The organism is Nocardia sp. NPDC055165, from assembly GCF_053606985.1.
The window spans coordinates 88,554-105,255 of sequence record NZ_JBSGSS010000017.1 but is presented as its reverse complement, the minus strand read 5'-3'; the positions used below and the strand labels follow the sequence as shown (position 1 = coordinate 105,255).

The window sequence follows — 16,702 nt, the reverse complement described above, 5'->3', positions numbered from 1 at the left end:
CATGCTCGAAGTGGTGATGGCGGTAGCGCTGGTGACGATGCTGGTGGTGACGATCGCGGCCGTCGTCTCCGGACGGACCGGCCGGGGAAGGGCGAACCTCGAACACGGGTCGCTCTATGTGACCGGTGTCAGCCCGCTGCCCGCGATGACCGGCGAGCACTACGTGACGATCACCGGCACCGTCACCGGTCCGTCGATCACCGGCAAGGTCGTCTACCGCCGCTTCGCCTGGGACGCCGCACACTGGCCCGCACCCGGCGACCACCTCGCCGTGGCCTACCCACCGCACAACCCCGACGACTGGCACGCCGAGCACCCCGGCTTGCGCCCCTACCTCGGCTCTTGAGCGACCTCACCGACCTCGCCGGGCATGGGTGAGTCGGAGCTCACAAGCGTCCAGATGGGAGCATTCGGGGATGCACGGTACCGATGAGCAGACCACCGGACTTCTGATCCGCCCCGCCCACCCCGACGAATACGACGCGGTCGCCGCGCTGACTGTGGAGGTGTACGTGGGCGACGGCTATGTCCCCGACGGGGACGATTATGTGCGGGAACTCGCCGACGTGGCGCACCGGGCCGCCGAGTCCGAGGTCCTCGTGGCCGTGCACGACGGTGCGGTCGTCGGCTCGCTCACCGTCGCGAAGCCCGGCACGCCCTACGCGGAGATCGCTCAGCCCGGCGAACTCGAGTTCCGGATGCTCGCGGTATCCAAGCGGGCACGCGGACTCGGTGTCGGCACCGCGCTGGTTCGCGCCGTCGTCGACGAGGCGAGATCAGGCGGTTTCGACGCAGTCGCGCTCACCACGATGTTCTCGATGGTCGACGCCCACCGAATCTACGAGCGCCTCGGCTTCGTCGGTGTGCCCGAACGTGATTGGGCCACCCACGACGGACTGCAACTGTTCGTGATGCGGCTCGCGCTGCGCTGACCCGATCAGTTCAGGACGGTGGCGACGATGCCGGCGAGGTAGCCGAGCCGCGCCACCTCCGACGGCCGGAAGTCGGGCCCACCGGGGCGACCGAGGAGTAGTGCCCTGCCGGTGTTGCCCAGCGGCGCGGCGGCCAGCTTGGTGTCCATGTCGCGCCAGATCTCGGGCACCCATTCGGCCTCACCGTCGAGCCACATCGGCTTCTCGATGGGCATCCACGGGGCCGAACCCGCTTGTGTCTCAGGGGCACTCGGGCTACCGACGATGCGGTAGGCGCCTGCCGGGCCGAGGCCGATGATCGTGGACCAGCCGACGCGCAGCACCCGCGGGCAGCCGTCGACGAGTACCTGGAGCCGGTCGTCGCGAGCACTGGCGACCTGGTCGATCAGCTCGAGCTCGCGGTGGGTGTCGAGCACGCCGGAGTACGGGCGAATGGAGTCGACGCTCACATCGCGCACCGACTCCGCGGCGGTGATGAGGGTGTCGGGCAGTGCGCCGGTAGGCACTTCGACGACGAGATCGTCGATCGCGAACCCGGCGCCGCGTTCCACGACATCGAGCGAGAGAATGTCCGCGCCGACCCCGCCGAGGGCGAGTGCGAGGGAGCCGAGGCTTCCCGGTCGATCCGGAAGTTGCACGCGGAGCAGGTATGACACGTGCGTTCCTTTCCATAACGGCCGGGGCTGTTCGAGACGAATACCCGGTGAAGCAATACTTACACCCCTGAACGCGGGTTCTCGACCCGAAGTATGACCCCATCGGCGCGACATGCGCGAACTTTCGTGTGCAGCGGGTGCGTCCGAGCCGCGGGGCGGGCGCGTCGAAACCGATATGACGCGCCGATCAGGCGTACCTCCGCCTGCGCTCCGGCCATGCGCAGGCTGTGGATTGCTTCGCGACCGTGTGAATTAGGCTGTACCGATACTGCCCACCGAAGCCGAAAGGGGTCCCGCGGTGCCCGCAATCTCCCGTGACGAGGTCGCTCACCTCGCCCGGCTGTCCCGGCTGGCGTTGACCGACGCCGAACTCGACCAGTTCGCCGGTCAGCTGGATTCGATCCTCAGCCACGTGCAGACCATCACCGAGGTCGCCGCCGACGTCCCCGCCACCGCGTCGCCGAATCCGACGACCAATGTGACCAGGCCCGATGTGGTCACGCCCGGCCTCACCCCCGAGCAGGCGCTGGACCAGGCGCCCGCCGTGGAAGAACAGCGTTTCCTGGTCCCGCAGATCCTGGGAGAGGGCGAATGAGCGAGTTGACGCAGCTGTCGGCCGCGGAGCTGGCGAGCAAGATCCACGGCGGCGAGGTGTCCTCCACCGAGGTCACTCAGGCGCACCTGGATCGCATCGGCAAGGTAGACGGTGAGCTCAACGCCTTCCTGCACGTGGCGGGCGATGAAGCCCTCGCCGCGGCCGCCGTGGTCGACGCCGCGCTCGCCGCGGGCGAAACGCCCGCCTCGTCGCTGGCGGGAGTTCCGTTGGCGCTCAAGGACGTTTTCACCACCACCGACATGCCGACCACCTGTGCCTCGAAGATCCTCGAGGGCTGGATGTCGCCGTACGACGCGACGGTCACCGCCCGGCTGCGGGCCGCGGGCATCCCGATTCTCGGCAAGACCAACATGGACGAGTTCGCGATGGGCTCCTCCACCGAGAACTCCGCCTACGGTCCCACCCGCAATCCGTGGGACACCACCCGCATCCCCGGTGGTTCCGGTGGCGGTTCGGCGGCGGCGCTGGCTTCGTTCCAGGCGCCGCTGGCGATCGGTACCGACACCGGTGGCTCGATTCGTCAGCCCGCCGCGGTCACCGCGACGGTCGGGGTGAAACCCACCTACGGCACCGTCTCGCGCTACGGCCTGATCGCGTGCGCGTCGTCGCTGGATCAGGGTGGTCCGTGTGGTCGCACCGTGCTCGACACCGCGCTGCTGCACGAGGTGATCGCCGGGCACGACCCGCGCGACTCCACCTCGCGCAATGTTCCGGTGGCGCCGGTGGTGGCCGCCGCCAAGCAGGGCGCCAACGGTGACCTGACGGGCGTGCGCGTCGGTGTGGTGCGTGAATTGCACTCCGACAGTTACCAATCCGGCGTCATCGCCTCCTTCGACGCCGCCGTCGCGGTGCTGAAGGAACTGGGCGCCGAGGTGGTCGAGGTGTCGTGCCCCAGCTTCGAGTACGCGCTGTCGTCGTACTACCTGGTGATGCCGTCGGAGGTGTCGTCGAACCTGGCGCGCTTCGACGCCATGCGCTACGGCCTGCGCGTCGGTGACGACGGCAGCCACAGCGCCGACCAGGTGATGTCGCTGACCCGCGAGGCCGGTTTCGGTCCGGAGGTCAAGCGCCGCATCATGATCGGCACCTACGCGCTGTCGGCGGGCTACTACGACGCCTACTACGGCCAGGCGCTGAAGGTTCGCACGATGATCGCGCGCGACTTCGACGCCGCCTACGAGCAGGTCGACGTGCTCGTCTCGCCGACCAGCCCGTTCACCCCGTGGAAGCTGGGCGAGAAGGTCGACGACCCGCTGGCCATGTACCTGTCGGACCTGTGCACCCTGCCGACCAACCTGGCGGGTCACCCCGGCATGTCGGTGCCGTCGGGTCTGTCGGCCGACGACAACCTGCCGGTGGGTCTGCAGATCATGGCGCCCGCGCTGGCCGACGACCGCCTGTACCGGGTGGGCGCGGCCTACGAGGTGGCCCGTGGCGCGCTGCCGAGCCCGAGCGCGGTCTGAGAAATTCTCCCCGAGCGGGGCGTGCCGGTTCGAAAGAACCTGGTACGCCCCGCTTGTGGCGGTGTGCCCGCCGGTGGTGGGTGTTTACGCCACCGCGCGGCGGCCGACGCCCGCCGTCATCGCGGTGAAGCCGGCCCGCAGGTGCTTGCCGAGCGCCACCGTCACCAGGGGGCTCAACCAACCGGCGAGGGTGAACCGGGACTCGTAGCGGCACCGGTCGGGGCCCAGCGGGACGACGGTGTGTGAGCGCAGGCTGTGCAGCGCGCCCAGTGGCACCGGCTTCATGGTGTAACTGAACTCGACGCCCGGGGTGTGGCTGCGGATCCATTCCCGCTGCGGACGGCGGTTGCTGCCCAGCTGGACCCGCATGTCGATGGTCGAGCCCGGTTCCAGCGTGCTCGACGCCTCGTAGCAGAAGGTGTTCCACTCGCCGTAGCGCTCGAAATCTGTGAGCACCTCCCACACCTTCGCGGCGGGGGCGTCGATCTCGATCGTTTCGTCGATGACTAGAGACATGTGTGAAAACTAGGACATGTTCTAGTTTTCGGCAACCGCATCAGACGAAGCGCCGGCGGAACTTGCGCAGCGCGTCGATGATCACGGCCGAGGCCGCTGTCACCGCGAACAAGCCGAGGACGGTGCGCGCGAGCGGCCAGAGGTTGGGCCGGTCGGCCGGGTCGGTCTGGGCGAAGACGTTCTCGACCACCGGTGCGCCGTACTCCTGACGCCGCGAGTTCACGTCCACGGCGGTGAACGCGATATCGGCCATCACGCCGCAGCGAGCACGGGAGAACTCGTCGTCGCGCAGCTGACACGAGGCGTGGATACGCCGGTTCAGCGCCGCGTCCACCGAGCGGCGCGCCCACCCGCCGAGGGGTTCGTCGACCCGCTCGGCGTAGCGCAGTACGTCGTAGCCCAGGTCGTGCGCCTTACACGCCGACTCGAACTCGGCGGGCAGCGTCACCGGTGAGGAGCAGCCGCCGTTCGGGTTCACCAGTAGGCCGTCCAGCTGGACGGGGTCGTAACCGAACTTGTAGCCGAAATCGCGGGGGATGAGCGAGGTGGCGTCCGGGCTGTCGTCGATGAGCGCGCGGACCGCGGCGGCGGCCGCGACGTTCTCGCTGCCGGTCGGGGTGGTGCCGCCCATGGCGCCCGGTGCCGACATGACCACGGCGGCGGCCATGGCCAGCCCGGCCGTGCACAGCGCGACACCGCTGCGACGGCGGTGCTGCGCGGAATCGGGGGACGGCGCGGAGGCGGCGGAATCTGCGGTACGGGCCCGAGCAGCGGCGGGTACCGGGCGAAGCGGGGTGTTCATGGCCTCCGACGGTAAGGAGCGGGTCACGCGGCGGGCATCCCGCTACGGACTTGTTTATCGGGGCGCGCGGGTGGCAGGCCCGGCGCCGGGGTCACACCAGGGTAGGGGGTCGTATTCGGTTCGTGGGTATGAGGTCCGCTGACCGGACGGTTCGTAGGCTCACTGTCATGACCGCACCACTGCGCCCCGCCGCGCGAGGAATACCCGCGCGCACCTGGTTCGACTTCGCAACGGTGCTGGTCGCGCTGATTTTGTACAGCATCGCGTGGCCGACGTTGTTCGTCACCCACGAGGTCTCGCCGGTCACCGCGCCCCTGCTGTCGGCCCTGGCGGCCTTCCCCATCCTGTTCGTGCGGGTCAACCCGGCGATGGGGTGGGCGATCTCCGCCGGCGCTGCGCTGCTGTTCTCGATCGGCATGCAGCCGGGTGCCGACAACGATCTGCCCTTCCAGGTCGTGCACATCATCGTGCTGTTCGTGCTGTTGTTCGCGGTGGCGCTGCGGGCCGCGGTGCCGATCGTGGTCGTCGCCTGGGCGGCCACCTCGATGCTGTTCGCCACGACGATGCCCGGCTCGGACACCGGTCCGCTGTGGGGCTGGGCGATGGGGTTCGGCGCGCTGGCCCTGTTCGGCTATCTCGTGCGGATCCTGCTGGCCTCGCGGCGCAAGCTCGAGCGGCAGGAAGAGGTGACCGAGCTCGAGCGCGCGCGCCGGGCGATCCTCGAGGAGAAGGCCCGCATCGCCCGTGACCTGCACGATGTGGTCGCCCACCACATGTCGATGGTCGTGGTGCAGGCGCAGACCGCGCCGTACCGGATCGACGACCTCGACCCGGCCTCGCGCGCCGAGTTCGAGTCGATCGGCGCCACCGCCCGCACCGCGCTCAACGAGATCCGGGGCCTGCTCGGGGTGTTGCGCAGTGACGGCCAGCTGCCCGAACACGCGCCGCAGCCGCGCGCCTCGGATGTGCCCGCTCTGTGCGCGTCGGCTCTGCGTGCGGGTCTGCCCGTCGACTGGACGGTGACCGGGGATCTGGAATCGGTGCCGGAGACGACCGGGCTGGTCGTCTATCGGGTCGTGCAGGAGTCGATGGCCAACTGCGCCCGGCACGCACCGGGTGCCGCGGTGCACGTCGCGGTGGCGGTCGATCCCGGGGAGGTGAGCGTGACCGTGCACAACGCGGCGACCGCCACGGTGCCCCAGCCCGGTGCTGGCGGTGGTCACGGCATCGACGGCATGCGCACCCGCGTTGTCGCGGTCGGCGGTGAGCTGCACGCGGCGCCCACGCTCAGCGGCGGATTCGAGGTCTCGGTGACATTGCCCACCCACTAGGGTGACTGGGTGGCTATTACCGTTTTGATCGCCGACGACCAGGCGATGGTGCGCCAGGGTTTCGGCGCCCTGCTGGGTGCGCAGACCGATATCAGCGTCGTCGGCGACGCGCCCGACGGCAAGGTGGCGGTGGCCGAGGCCAAGCGGCTGCGTCCCGACGTGGTGCTGATGGATGTGCGGATGCCGGAGATGAACGGTCTCGACGCCGCCCGCGCGATCCTCACCGCGAATCTCGATCCGCCGGTGCGGGTGCTCATGCTCACCACCTTCGACATCGACGACTACGTCTACGAGGCACTGAGCATCGGGGCGAGCGGGTTCCTGCTCAAGGACGCGCCCGCCGAGGAATTGGTGCGTGCGGTGCGGGTGGTCGCCGACGGTGAGGCGCTGCTCGCGCCGACGATCACCCGCAGGCTCATCGCCGACGTCACCCGCAGGCGCAATACCGTGCGGGCCGCCCCGGCGCCCGCGCTCGGCACCCTGACCCCGCGTGAACGCGAGGTGCTCGAACTGGTGGCCAAGGGGTTGTCGAACACCGAGATCGCCGCGGCGCTGTTCGTGGCCGAGCAGACCGTGAAAACCCATGTCTCCAAGGTCTTCTCGAAGCTCGGGCTGCGCGACCGCGCCCAGGCGGTGGTCCTGGCGTATGAATCCGGCCTGGTCGTTCCCGGCTGAGCCGGTGCGCTCAGCGCGGGCAGACGCCGCCGCGCAGGTTCGGCAGGTGCCGGGCCAGCAGCAGCGCCATCCGGTCGAGCAGTGCGGTGGTGTCGTCGAACGAGCCCGAATCGGCCTGTGCCGCAAGGGCGACCGCGAGCTGACCGCTGCCCACGGGTACCAGTCCGAACTGGCGCACGGTGTAGACCCCGGTGACGTCGTCGGGACCCCAGCCACCCTTGAACTCGGTGTCGTCGAGCAGGCCGAGACCCCACCCCTGATCCTCGGTGATCTCACCCATCAGCGAGGTGACGACCTCGGCCTGCGGCAGGCACGGCAGTCGCGACGCGAACCGCACCTGGTTGGCCAGCGACCATTCGGTACCGCCGAAGGAGGTGCCGTCGAGTTCGGTGCGGGTGCCCGACTTACCGGTGGCCGCGTCGCCCGCCTCGTCGAGGATCTGCTGCACGGCGTCGGCGGCTTCCGGTGCGTCACCGAGGGATTCCCACAGGCCTTCGGCGGCGTCGTTGTCCGACACCGTGATCGCGGCCTCCACCATCTCGAAGATCGACTGGTCGGGGTCGTGGCGCAACGCGGCGACCGCGAGCGGGATCTTGATCGTGGACCAGGCGATGCCGGTGGTCCAGTCGCCGTAGATCGTCATCCGGCCGCCGCCGACCGGCATCAAGGCCATGCCGACCTGGCCAGGCAGCTTCGACTGCAAGAGCGTGAACTCCGCGGCCAGCGAATCGGGCAGCCCGATCGACAGACCGGGATGCCACGCGTCTTCGCTGTTGACGGTAACCGTGGGCGCACTCACCGCCGTCGGGGTGCCCGGCGTGGCACACGAGGTGGACAGTGCGGCAGTTGCCAGCACCCCACAGAGCAGCAGCCTGCGACAGGCAGCCGTCGTTCCGGTCGACTTCACCACCGAATCCTCCCCACCACCCATTGCGCGTGCTCCGGCGGTGCAAACTTCTCGTCGAACGCGTCCGGTCACACCCGGACGACTGTTAGCAAGTTTCACCGATTTTCGGCGAGAATTCGAATGAACGTGGTCACACGGTCGGAAGGGGGTCGTAGTGCACGACATCGGTGAGGTGTTCGCGGGGTTCACCATCGAGGCGATGCTGGGCCAGGGCGGCATGGGCACGGTGTATCTGGCCCGGCATCCGCGCCTGGACCGGCTCACCGCGCTCAAGCTGCTCAACCGGGATCTGTTCGCCGACGAGCGCGTTCGCGCGCGGTTCGAACGGGAGGCCGATCTCGCCGCCGGGCTCGACCATCCCGGCATCGTCACCGTCTTCGACCGGGGGACCGAGGGCGAACAACTCTGGATCAGCATGCAGTACGTCGACGGGATCGACGCGGCGACGGTGGACCCGATGGCGCTGCCACCCGAGCGGGCCGTGCAGATCGTCGAAGGGGTCGCCGACGCGCTGGACTACGCGCACGGCAGGGGAGTGCTGCACCGAGATGTGAAGCCCGCCAACATCTTGCTGGCCCGCTCCACCGGCGGCCAGGGCGAGCGGGTCTTCCTCACCGACTTCGGCATCGCCCGGCTCCGCGCCGACTCCACCCACCTCACCCAGCAGGGAATGTTCACCGCGACACTGGCTTACGCGTCACCGGAGCAGATGACCGGCGCCGAGCTCGACCATCGCTCCGACCAGTACTCGTTGGCGTGTTCGCTGTACTGGTTGTTCACCGGACTGGCGCCCTTCGACTCCGCCGACCCGAACGAGATCATCCGCGGCACCCTCTACGCCCCGCCGCCGCCCCTGGCGCTGCGTCGCGCGGGTCTGCCGCCGATCATGGACGCCGTCCTCGCCGCCGCGATGGCGAAACATCCTGCGGCACGGTTCGATTCCTGCGCCGCGTTCGCCAAGGCGGCCCGCCAGGCGCTGACCTCCACGACCCCACCGGTCCTGCCGCGCCCGCCCGCGAACCCGGTGCCGGGTTACTACCCGCCCGCCCCGCAACAAGGGCCCGCCGCGCCTTTCGCGCCGCCCGGTATGGCACCGCCCGGGTATCAAGGCGCACCCGGACAGCCTGCGCCACAACCTCATTGGCAACCACCCTCACGGCCTTTCGGAGCTGTCCCGCCGGTCGCCCCGCGCCCGGCCGCGCCCAGTGGTGTGGTGCCGCCCGGCGAAGTACCTCCGGTGGCCCAGCGTCCGGCCGCGAGTTCCGCTGCCGGACAGCCGAATGCGCGCCGATCCGGGTCCGCTGCGCCTGGTGCGGCGCCCCTGGCTGCCGCTGCGCCTGCGGTCGCGGCCTCGGCTGCCGTGCCGCCATCCGCGGGCGTGCAGCGCCCCGCGCCGGGGGTCGCCGAAGCTGTGGCGGTGCCCGTGGTCGATGCCGGAATATCTTCCAGCCCAGTGTCTCTCGACAAGCCGTCATCCACGGCGGCTCGATCGGACACCGCCGCAGCGACCGGCGGTGCGGAGTCCGGCGAGGTATCGGCCACTGCGGCAACCGATGTCGTGTCGATGCGCGACGCGGGCGAGCTGGACGCGGCGAACGCGGCCGCCTTGACCGAGGTGACCTCGATCGCTGGGGCCTCGAACGCGGCCCCAGCCGGGCCTGTGGCGCCGGAGGGGGCCGCAGGGCAGTCCAGCCAGCCGGGACAGCCTGGTAGCGCAGCACAGAGCAATGCGGGTCAGCCGAGCAATCCGGGTCAGCCGGGTAACGCCGGTCAGCCGAGCAATGCGCCTCAGCCGAGTATTGCCGGACAGTCGAGCATTGCCGGACAGCTGAGCATTGCCGGTCAGCCGAGCAATCCGGGTCAGCCGGGCAATGCCGGTCAGCCGGGCAATGCCGGTCAGCCGAGCAATGCGCCTCAGCCGAGCATTGCCGGACAGCCGAGCGGTGCGGGTCAGCCGGGCAGCCCAGGTCAGCCGGGTGGTGCGGGTCAGCCGGGCAGCGCGGGTCAGCCGGGCAGCCCAGGTCAGCCGGGCAGCCCAGGTCAGCCGGGTGGTGCAGGGCCTCAGGTAGACGCGGGGCAGTCGGCGGCGGCGGGGCAGTCGGGTGGTCCGGTCGTGCCGGGTGGTGCGGGTCAGCAGCACGGGGTGGTGCGGTCCGGGCCGCGGGGGCCCTGGATGGTGCCGCATCGGGGGTATTGGCCGGTGCCTCGACGGGTGTCGGGGATGCAGCGGTTCGGGTGGGTTGTGTTGGTGGCACTGGTTCTGGTGCTGGTCGCGTTGGTTGTCGCGTTGGTCGTGGTGGTGTTGCCCGGAGACGACGACGGTCCCGACGTGGAAGACGGCGCGAGCGGGCCGTCGAATTCGGCGGCCGAGGTGGCGGATTCGTTCGCGGAGAGTCGGCGGGTTTTCCCGACCTTGGTTCCGCAGGGGCAGATGAGTGATGGTGTGGGGTATCGGGGGGCGCGGTGTGTGGGGGTGCGCAATGTCAGCGAGCTGGCGTGGAAAGAGCCTGCGTTGCAGTGGACTCCGATCACGACCGGGTGGCAGTGCGAGCGGTCCGACAATCAAGCGGGTGCGCTGAGCTACCTGGTGCTCGAGTACGCGAACGCGAGCCAGGCGCGGTCGGTGCTGGAGGCGTTGCCCGCGACCGTTCGCTACGCGGGGAGCAAGGACGAAGTGCCGTTCTCGCTGCAGCGGTGGGTGGTTCCGGATCCGGCGAACATCCGCGTCCAGACCGCGCACCAGGTGTTGAGCTTCCCCGGCGACTCCGCCCGCGCGAATTACCTTGTCGTGGTGAGTCGCCGGGGCAGCAGCGGCACCGGCGGGGCCACCCGCCCCTCGGCGCAGGACGAGGTCATCGCGTGGTGGGACGAAGTTCCGCTCTGATCGATGACGGGGCCGACCCCGGGGTGGTAGACCCGCGATACCGAGGTGACGGTGCGAGGGAAGGCGTCGCCGCGGCGCCGGGCTGAGATGCCGGGCGCCGCGGCGACCGAGGTCAGTCCACTGCCAGCGCGGCCACGATCGGCATCCGCGCCGCGCGCAGGGCGGGCGGGATCGAGCCCAGCAGTGCCAGGCCCAGCGCGACCGCACCGTAGACCGCGATCAGCGGGCTCGGCCGGTAGACGATGTCGATGGTCATCGCATGCCCGATCGCCACCGTGGCCAGATACTGCACCGCGACGCCGACGAGCAGACCGATGGCCGCGCCGATGAATCCGATGCCCGCGGCTTCGGCGAGCACCGAGCGCAGGAGGAACTTGCGGTTGGTGCCCATGGCGCGCAGCACCCCCAGCTCCCTGCGTCGCTCCAGGACCGACAGCATCAGGGTGTTCAGCAAGGCCACCGTCGCCACCAGGACGACGATCCACAGGATCATGTTGCTCATCGCCGCACCCTGCTGGACGCTCGAGGAGATCGCGTCGACCATGTCGGCGCCGGTGTCGACATGGATTTCGCGGGGAACCATCGCGCGGACCGCGGCCTGCACCGTGTCGGGGTCGGCGCCGGGCGAATACTGGATCGACAGGATCGTCTCGCCGGGTCGCTGATACCACTCCCGCATCTGGTCGAGATTCATCATCACCACGCCGGAGACGGCGGTGAAGTACGGAATCACTTGCAGCACAGCTGTTTTGCGCTCACCGGAGGGGGTGGGCATGGTGATCTCGTCGCCGACGGCAAGCGAGAGCGACCGTGCCACGTCACGGGTGATGACCACACCTTCGCGCCGCTCCATCCGGTCGATCACCGCCCGATCGACCGCGCCGAGACGGGTATCGGAGGTACTCGGCGGATAGCCCTGCAACATCACCCGACCGCTGCCGATGGTCGCGAAGGCCATCTGGGCGGGGCTCACCCGTTCCACGCCGGGGACGTTCGCGACCCGGGCGGCCAGGCCGTCGGGCAGGACCGGCCCGGTCGGGAACTGCTCGACGGGGCTCGGACTCACGTAAAGATCGGTGTCGCCGAGACTTTGGAACGAATCGGTCGCCGACTTCACCATGTTGCCCGATGCCCCACCGAGCGCGACCACCGCCGCGACGCCGATCATCACCGTCATCGCGGTGGCCCAGACGCGGCGCGGCGCGCGTTCCAGCGTCGTCGCCCCGAGCGCGCCCGGCGCGCCGAACCAGCGGGCGATCGCCGCGGATCCGCGCACGATCGGACCGGTGGCGGCGAAACACAGGAACACCGTCGCGGTGAACGACGTGGTGATCGCGGCCAGCGACAGTCGCCCGAGGTCGACGAACGCGATAGCCACCGCCGCCGCACCGAGCAGCACACCCGCGGCGAGGGCGACCCAGCGCAACACCGAGTTGGTCGCCGCGGCATCGCTGGCCTCCACCGGCGCCAACGCCTCGACCGGGGCGACCTTGTACACCTGTCTGGCCGCGATCGACGCCGCCAGCACCGTCGCCACCACACACGCGGCGATCGCGACGGGGATCGCGTAGTTCGGCACCTGGAATTCGGTGCGCGCCTCGACCGATTGCACGATCGCGGCGGGCAGCCTGTCGATCGCGAACCGCCCCATCAGCGCACCGATTCCCGCGCCGATCGCCCCGCCGATCAGCCCGAGCATCGCGGCCTCGACGAGCAGATCACGCACCATCGGGGCCCGCTTGCCGCCGATCGCCCGCAACAGCGACAGCGTCGGCCTGCGTTGCGCCACCGCCATACTCATCGCGTTGTAGATCAAGAAGGCCGACACGATCAGCGCCGCCGCCGACGACATCAGCGTGGAATACCGCATGATCTGGATCGCGCCACCGGCCTGCGCGGTGCGCAGACCCGGCTCGGCCACCACTGCCCGGCCGTCCACCGCATCGGTGAGTGCGGTGCGCAGCGCGGCCACATCGGTGCCGGGCCGCACCACGATCTGCACCGAATCGAGCTTGCCCACCCGGTCGGTGAGGAATTGGATCAGCGGCAGCGGACCCGCCACCACGTGTCCGCTGTTGAGCCGGTCGGTCGCCTCGGAGTCGAGGACGGCAGCCACCTTCGCCGTGCCTGCCCCGATCGGTACGGGGTCGCCCTCGCGCAGACCCATGGCCGCGCCGACCAGCACGCCGCGCTCGGTGCTGAGCAGCTTGGTGGTGTACTGCGACATCGGTCCGGCCAGATCGCTGCCGAGCGCGCCGATATTCTGATCCGCGCCGATCAGCAGTGCCCGGTCAGGGCCGGCGCCGAGCGTGCCGCGCAGCATCGGCACCGCCGTCGCCACCCCGGGTGTCGCGGCGATCCGGGGTAGCAGTGACTGCTCGAAGCCCGCGTCGGTGATACCGGTGATCTCGAGTTCGGCGGTGCCCGCCAGACCCTTGGTGAGCTTGTCGACCGACCCGGTGACCGACCCGGAGATGCTCAGCACCGCGACTATCAGCGCGGCCGAGACTCCCATCACGGCTCCCGACATCAGGGTGCGACCGGGATGGCGGAGCAGTTCACCGAAGTTGAACAGCCGCAATCGATCGATGGCGGCGGCGATCATGCGTCGACTCGCGAAGCGACGCGCTCGTCCGCGCCGATCCGACCGTCGCGCAAGGTGATCACCCGGTCGCAGTAGTCGACGGAGCTCATGTCGTGTGTCACCATCACCACCGAGTTGCCCTGCGCGGTGATGTCGCCCAGCAGCGCGAGGATCGCGGCGCCGGTCTTGGAGTCGAGGTTGCCGGTCGGTTCGTCGGCCAGGATCAGCGGCGGATCCATGATCAGCGCTCTGGCCACCGCCACGCGCTGCATCTGCCCACCGGAGAGCTCCGCGGGCCGGTGCTGCGCGCGATCGCCGAGGCCGACGAGATCGAGCAGTTCCAGCGCGCGCGGCTTGGCCTTGCGTAAGCCGGTGCCGTCCAACAGCTTCGGCACGGCGACGTTCTCCCAGGCCGAGAGGGTGGGGAGCAGGTTGAAGAACTGGAAGATGAAGCCGACCTGCTCGAGCCGGAACGCGGCCTGCTGGTCTTCGTCGAGATCGCCGATCTCGGTGCCGCGGAAACGAATCGAGCCCTCATCGGGACGATCGAGCGCCCCGAGTAGGTGTAGCAGGGTGCTCTTGCCGGAACCCGACGGCCCGATGATCGAGGTGAACTGGCCTGCTTCGATGCGCATGCTCACCTCGTCGAGCGCGCGGACTTCCTGATCACCGACGCGATACTGCTTGACCACCCGGGTCAACTCCAGCATCGGCTGCTGTGGCGATTCGATGTCGGGCATATCTTGTCCCCCAGGGAGTTTCGGGTTTCAGCGTGCGAGTGCGCGGTCGCGGGTAGTCTGCCCGATCGCCGGGCGTGCGTCGAGAAGCCCACGCAGGGCCGGTTGTTCGGCGGCCAGCTCGAGATAGGCCTCCATCGGGGTGCGGCCGTCGATCTCGGCCAGTTCGAGTTTGACGCGCAGATGATTGTCCCAGCGGTTGGCCAGCGCCTGTAGCAGGCCGTCGACTCCGCCGAAGAGCGTGTCGAGCTCGGCGAGGCCGGCGAACAGGGCCGGGTCGTTCGGGTCGACCGCTGCCCTGGCGAGCACGGTGTGCACGATCTCGGTGCGGTGGTGTAGATCGGTCCAGGTCATGGGCTTCACCTTCCGTGAGCGGGTGAATCGAACGTTACGGGCGGCGAACGGCCGAATCGTCGTCCCGGGGACCCGACTTCTTCTCCTACCCAGGTAGGAGATCGGTACCGTTCGCGGGACGATGCTCGCCCGGTAGGTGGCGACTAGCCTTACATCATGGATGTGAGCCACGCCATCCCCGCGAAGGCGCCGGGCCGAGTGAGCCTGCGGCAGCGGTTCGCGGCCAGAGCCGTGGTGCCACGATTGCTCACCACCGTCCGCGAACGCATCGAATCGTTGCCCTACGACTATCCGCCCGCGGTGATTCTGGCCGCCGACCTCGCGCTGCTGGTGGTCACCGGTGCGGCGGTGATCCAGCGGCACGCGTACTTCCCGAGTGTGCTGCCGCTGCTGGCGATGGCCACCGCGTTCCTGCCGATTCCGCTGTTCGCGATCTTCCGGGTGAATCCGCACCCCGTGCTGCTGAAGGGCAGCGCGCTGGCTTCCTGCGCCCTGTTCCTGTTGCAGCCGGTCAACGCCGACTTCGCGCCGTTCGTGCTGGTGATCGTCGCCGGTGAGGTGGCCGCGGTCGCCTCGCGCGGGTGGACCATCGGATTCACCCTGCTCGCGATCCTCGAACTGGTCGCGTTCGACGTGGCCGGGCACGTGCACTGGGGTGAGCAGCCGCTGCAAGGACTACCGATGTATGTGATCGGCATCCTGCTCGGCATGTTCGTCGGGGTGATGCTGCAGTATCAGCGGCGTTTCCTGTATCAAGAGCGCGAGAATCAAGCGATCCGCTCCGGTCAGGCCGCCGACGAGGAACGGCGCCGGATCGCCCGCGAAGTCCATGATGTGATCGCCCATTCGCTCTCGATCACCCTGCTGCACCTGACCGCCGCCCGCCGCGCGCTCCAGACCGACGACGACGTCACCGAGGCGGTGGAAGCGCTCGTCGAGGCCGAACGCCTCGGCCGCCAGGCGATGGCCGACATCCGGCGCACCGTCGGCATGCTCGACGCGGGCCCGGCGCAACTGGCTCCCGAGCCGGGCGCCGCCGATATCGACGAACTCGTCGGCGACTTCCGCCGCGCCGGGCTCACCGTCGACTACGCGCGCACCGGCGACCTGGCCACCGTCTCCGGCGCCATCGGCCACGCGCTCTACCGGATCGGTCAGGAATCGCTGGCCAACGTCATCAAGCACGCGCCGGGCGCGCCCGCCACGGTGCGCTTCGACGTCTCGGCCGAGGCGGCGACGCTGGTCGTGTCGAATCCGCTGCCGTTCGGGCCCGCGCTGCGCCGCGATACCGGGATGGGACTGCGCGGCATGCGCAAACGCACCGAACTGCTCGGTGGGAAGATCATCGTGGGCACCGGCGACGACGGCTGGACCGTGCGGGTCGGCTTCCCGCTGCGAGCAGGCTCGTGCGCCGCCCTCTCGGCCGTGCTGCCGGGCAAGCTCTGGCACAAACCCCAGGAGGACACGTGACGACCGCTTCGCCGATCGAGCAGCTGGTGACAGTGCTCGTAGTCGACGACCAGGAACTCGTACGCGGCGGATTGCGTCGCATCCTGCGGCGTCGCGACGGTTTCACCATCAACGAGTGCGCCGACGGCGACGAGGTCGCGGCCGCCGTCGCCGCGCAACGACCCGATGTGGTGCTGATGGATCTGCGGATGAAGCGGGTCGGCGGCATAGATGCGACCCGGTTGCTGCGCGCCCGCCCCGACGCCCCACCGGTGCTGGTGCTCACCACCTTCGACGACGACCAACTTCTCTCCGGCGCGCTGCGCGCGGGCGCCGCGGGCTTTCTGCTCAAGGATTCGCCCGCGGAGGATCTGATCCGCGCGGTCCGCACCGTGGCCGGCGGTGGCGCGTGGCTCGATCCCTCGGTGACGGGACGGGTGCTCACGGCGTACAGAACAGTGAAACCGGTCGGTACCCGAACCGATCGCCGGCTCGGCGAACTCACCGCCCGCGAGTACGAAGTGCTCGAATTGATCGGCTCGGGCCGGGTCAACAGCGAGATCGCCGCCGAACTCGGTATCTCGGAAGTAACCGTGAAAAGCCACGTCGGACACATATTCGGCAAGCTCGACCTGCGCGATCGCGCTGCCGCGATCGTGTTCGCGTTTGACCACGGCGTAGTGACACCGGGAGAATCTTCCTACTGAGAAGCAGGTCCACGGGCCTGCCAGAAGTGGGAGGCGGACGCTGGTGCAGGCACCTGGGTCACGGACGGGGAGCAGATTCGGCCCGTACG

16 protein-coding genes are annotated in these 16,702 nt (G+C 69.4%); 9 read left to right on the top strand and 7 right to left on the bottom strand.

Going from position 1 to position 16,702, the window contains the following annotated elements; all coding sequences use genetic code 11:
- Window position 1 precedes the first annotated feature (1 nt).
- Complete coding sequence (locus ACWFRF_RS28800; protein ID WP_378991589.1) at window positions 2–346, top strand: hypothetical protein; 345 nt, start codon at window positions 2–4, stop codon at window positions 344–346.
- Between the two features lie 70 nt (window positions 347–416).
- The gene (locus tag ACWFRF_RS28795; protein WP_452453207.1) at window positions 417–932 is read left to right on the top strand and encodes a GNAT family N-acetyltransferase; all 516 of its coding nucleotides are present in this window, start codon (window positions 417–419) and stop codon (window positions 930–932) included.
- 5 nt (window positions 933–937) lie between these two features.
- Here ACWFRF_RS28795 and ACWFRF_RS28790 read toward each other — a convergent pair whose 3' ends face one another.
- A complete protein-coding gene (locus tag ACWFRF_RS28790; protein ID WP_358105186.1) occupies window positions 938–1,588 on the bottom strand; it encodes an ACT domain-containing protein in 651 nt (216 codons plus the stop codon).
- Window positions 1,589–1,886: 298 nt separating this feature from the next.
- On the opposite strand from ACWFRF_RS28790, the gene gatC reads away from it, so the two are divergent.
- Complete coding sequence (gatC, locus tag ACWFRF_RS28785; RefSeq protein ID WP_101466314.1) at window positions 1,887–2,183, top strand: Asp-tRNA(Asn)/Glu-tRNA(Gln) amidotransferase subunit GatC; 297 nt, start codon at window positions 1,887–1,889, stop codon at window positions 2,181–2,183.
- Window positions 2,180–3,667: an Asp-tRNA(Asn)/Glu-tRNA(Gln) amidotransferase subunit GatA gene (gene gatA, locus ACWFRF_RS28780; RefSeq protein ID WP_452453205.1), complete on the top strand. Its 1,488-nt coding sequence runs from the start codon at window positions 2,180–2,182 to the stop codon at window positions 3,665–3,667. The genes gatC and gatA overlap by 4 nt, the downstream gene beginning before the upstream one ends.
- An 84-nt stretch (window positions 3,668–3,751) precedes the next feature.
- Here the strand turns inward: gatA and ACWFRF_RS28775 are convergent, their stop codons facing one another.
- Both ACWFRF_RS28775 and ACWFRF_RS28770 read right to left on the bottom strand, forming a co-directional pair.
- Window positions 3,752–4,183 (bottom strand): SRPBCC family protein, encoded by a 432-nt coding sequence (locus tag ACWFRF_RS28775; RefSeq protein WP_452453203.1) that lies wholly within the window; start codon window positions 4,181–4,183, stop codon window positions 3,752–3,754.
- Window positions 4,184–4,223: 40 nt separating this feature from the next.
- Entirely contained in the window at window positions 4,224–4,985 is a 762-nt protein-coding gene (locus ACWFRF_RS28770; protein WP_452453201.1) for a hypothetical protein, read from the bottom strand.
- 167 nt (window positions 4,986–5,152) lie between these two features.
- Here ACWFRF_RS28770 and ACWFRF_RS28765 point away from each other — a divergent pair, with 167 nt between their 5' ends.
- Complete coding sequence (locus ACWFRF_RS28765) at window positions 5,153–6,316, top strand: sensor histidine kinase (protein ID WP_452453199.1); 1,164 nt, start codon at window positions 5,153–5,155, stop codon at window positions 6,314–6,316.
- A 9-nt stretch (window positions 6,317–6,325) separates the two neighbouring features.
- Window positions 6,326–6,991 carry a response regulator transcription factor gene (locus ACWFRF_RS28760; RefSeq protein ID WP_358105204.1) on the top strand — a complete coding sequence of 222 codons (666 nt, stop codon included), beginning with the start codon at window positions 6,326–6,328 and terminating at the stop codon, window positions 6,989–6,991.
- Window positions 6,992–7,001: 10 nt separating this feature from the next.
- Here ACWFRF_RS28760 and ACWFRF_RS28755 read toward each other — a convergent pair whose 3' ends face one another.
- Window positions 7,002–7,898, bottom strand: coding sequence for a hypothetical protein (locus ACWFRF_RS28755; protein WP_452453197.1), 897 nt, complete (start codon window positions 7,896–7,898; stop codon window positions 7,002–7,004).
- A gap of 154 nt (window positions 7,899–8,052) precedes the next feature.
- Between ACWFRF_RS28755 and ACWFRF_RS28750 the strand changes: the two genes are divergently transcribed.
- Window positions 8,053–10,782 (top strand): serine/threonine-protein kinase, encoded by a 2,730-nt coding sequence (locus tag ACWFRF_RS28750; protein ID WP_379316093.1) that lies wholly within the window; start codon window positions 8,053–8,055, stop codon window positions 10,780–10,782.
- A gap of 112 nt (window positions 10,783–10,894) precedes the next feature.
- Here ACWFRF_RS28750 and ACWFRF_RS28745 read toward each other — a convergent pair whose 3' ends face one another.
- Genes ACWFRF_RS28745 through ACWFRF_RS28735 form a run of 3 tightly spaced genes read right to left on the bottom strand, consistent with a single transcriptional unit; the run spans window position 10,895 to window position 14,457 of the window.
- A complete protein-coding gene (locus tag ACWFRF_RS28745; RefSeq protein WP_452453194.1) occupies window positions 10,895–13,387 on the bottom strand; it encodes an ABC transporter permease in 2,493 nt (830 codons plus the stop codon).
- Window positions 13,384–14,106 (bottom strand): ABC transporter ATP-binding protein, encoded by a 723-nt coding sequence (locus ACWFRF_RS28740; RefSeq protein WP_452453192.1) that lies wholly within the window; start codon window positions 14,104–14,106, stop codon window positions 13,384–13,386. Before ACWFRF_RS28740 ends, ACWFRF_RS28745 begins: the two co-directional genes overlap by 4 nt.
- 27 nt (window positions 14,107–14,133) lie before the next feature.
- A complete protein-coding gene (locus ACWFRF_RS28735) occupies window positions 14,134–14,457 on the bottom strand; it encodes a hypothetical protein (protein WP_449964479.1) in 324 nt (107 codons plus the stop codon).
- Between the two features lie 156 nt (window positions 14,458–14,613).
- Between ACWFRF_RS28735 and ACWFRF_RS28730 the strand changes: the two genes are divergently transcribed.
- Together ACWFRF_RS28730 and ACWFRF_RS28725 are read left to right on the top strand one after the other, a co-directional pair.
- On the top strand, window positions 14,614–15,927 hold the full coding sequence (locus ACWFRF_RS28730; protein ID WP_452453190.1) for a sensor histidine kinase: 1,314 nt from the start codon (window positions 14,614–14,616) through the stop codon (window positions 15,925–15,927).
- Complete coding sequence (locus ACWFRF_RS28725) at window positions 15,924–16,613, top strand: response regulator transcription factor (protein WP_358063879.1); 690 nt, start codon at window positions 15,924–15,926, stop codon at window positions 16,611–16,613. Before ACWFRF_RS28730 ends, ACWFRF_RS28725 begins: the two co-directional genes overlap by 4 nt.
- Window positions 16,614–16,702 lie beyond the last annotated feature (89 nt).

Bases quoted from the DNA above. Each gene is read 5' to 3' on its own strand.
- ACWFRF_RS28735 (WP_449964479.1), bottom strand. From the start codon at position 14,457: ATGACCTGGACCGATCTACACCACCGCACCGAGATCGTGCACACCGTG.
- ACWFRF_RS28765 (WP_452453199.1), top strand. From the start codon at position 5,153: ATGACCGCACCACTGCGCCCCGCCGCGCGAGGAATACCCGCGCGCACC.
- gatA (WP_452453205.1), top strand. From the start codon at position 2,180: ATGAGCGAGTTGACGCAGCTGTCGGCCGCGGAGCTGGCGAGCAAGATC.
- ACWFRF_RS28770 (WP_452453201.1), bottom strand. From the start codon at position 4,985: ATGAACACCCCGCTTCGCCCGGTACCCGCCGCTGCTCGGGCCCGTACC.
- ACWFRF_RS28795 (WP_452453207.1), top strand. From the start codon at position 417: ATGCACGGTACCGATGAGCAGACCACCGGACTTCTGATCCGCCCCGCC.
- ACWFRF_RS28740 (WP_452453192.1), bottom strand. From the start codon at position 14,106: ATGCCCGACATCGAATCGCCACAGCAGCCGATGCTGGAGTTGACCCGG.
- ACWFRF_RS28800 (WP_378991589.1), top strand. From the start codon at position 2: ATGCTCGAAGTGGTGATGGCGGTAGCGCTGGTGACGATGCTGGTGGTG.
- ACWFRF_RS28775 (WP_452453203.1), bottom strand. From the start codon at position 4,183: ATGTCTCTAGTCATCGACGAAACGATCGAGATCGACGCCCCCGCCGCG.
- ACWFRF_RS28730 (WP_452453190.1), top strand. From the start codon at position 14,614: ATGGATGTGAGCCACGCCATCCCCGCGAAGGCGCCGGGCCGAGTGAGC.
- ACWFRF_RS28745 (WP_452453194.1), bottom strand. From the start codon at position 13,387: ATGATCGCCGCCGCCATCGATCGATTGCGGCTGTTCAACTTCGGTGAA.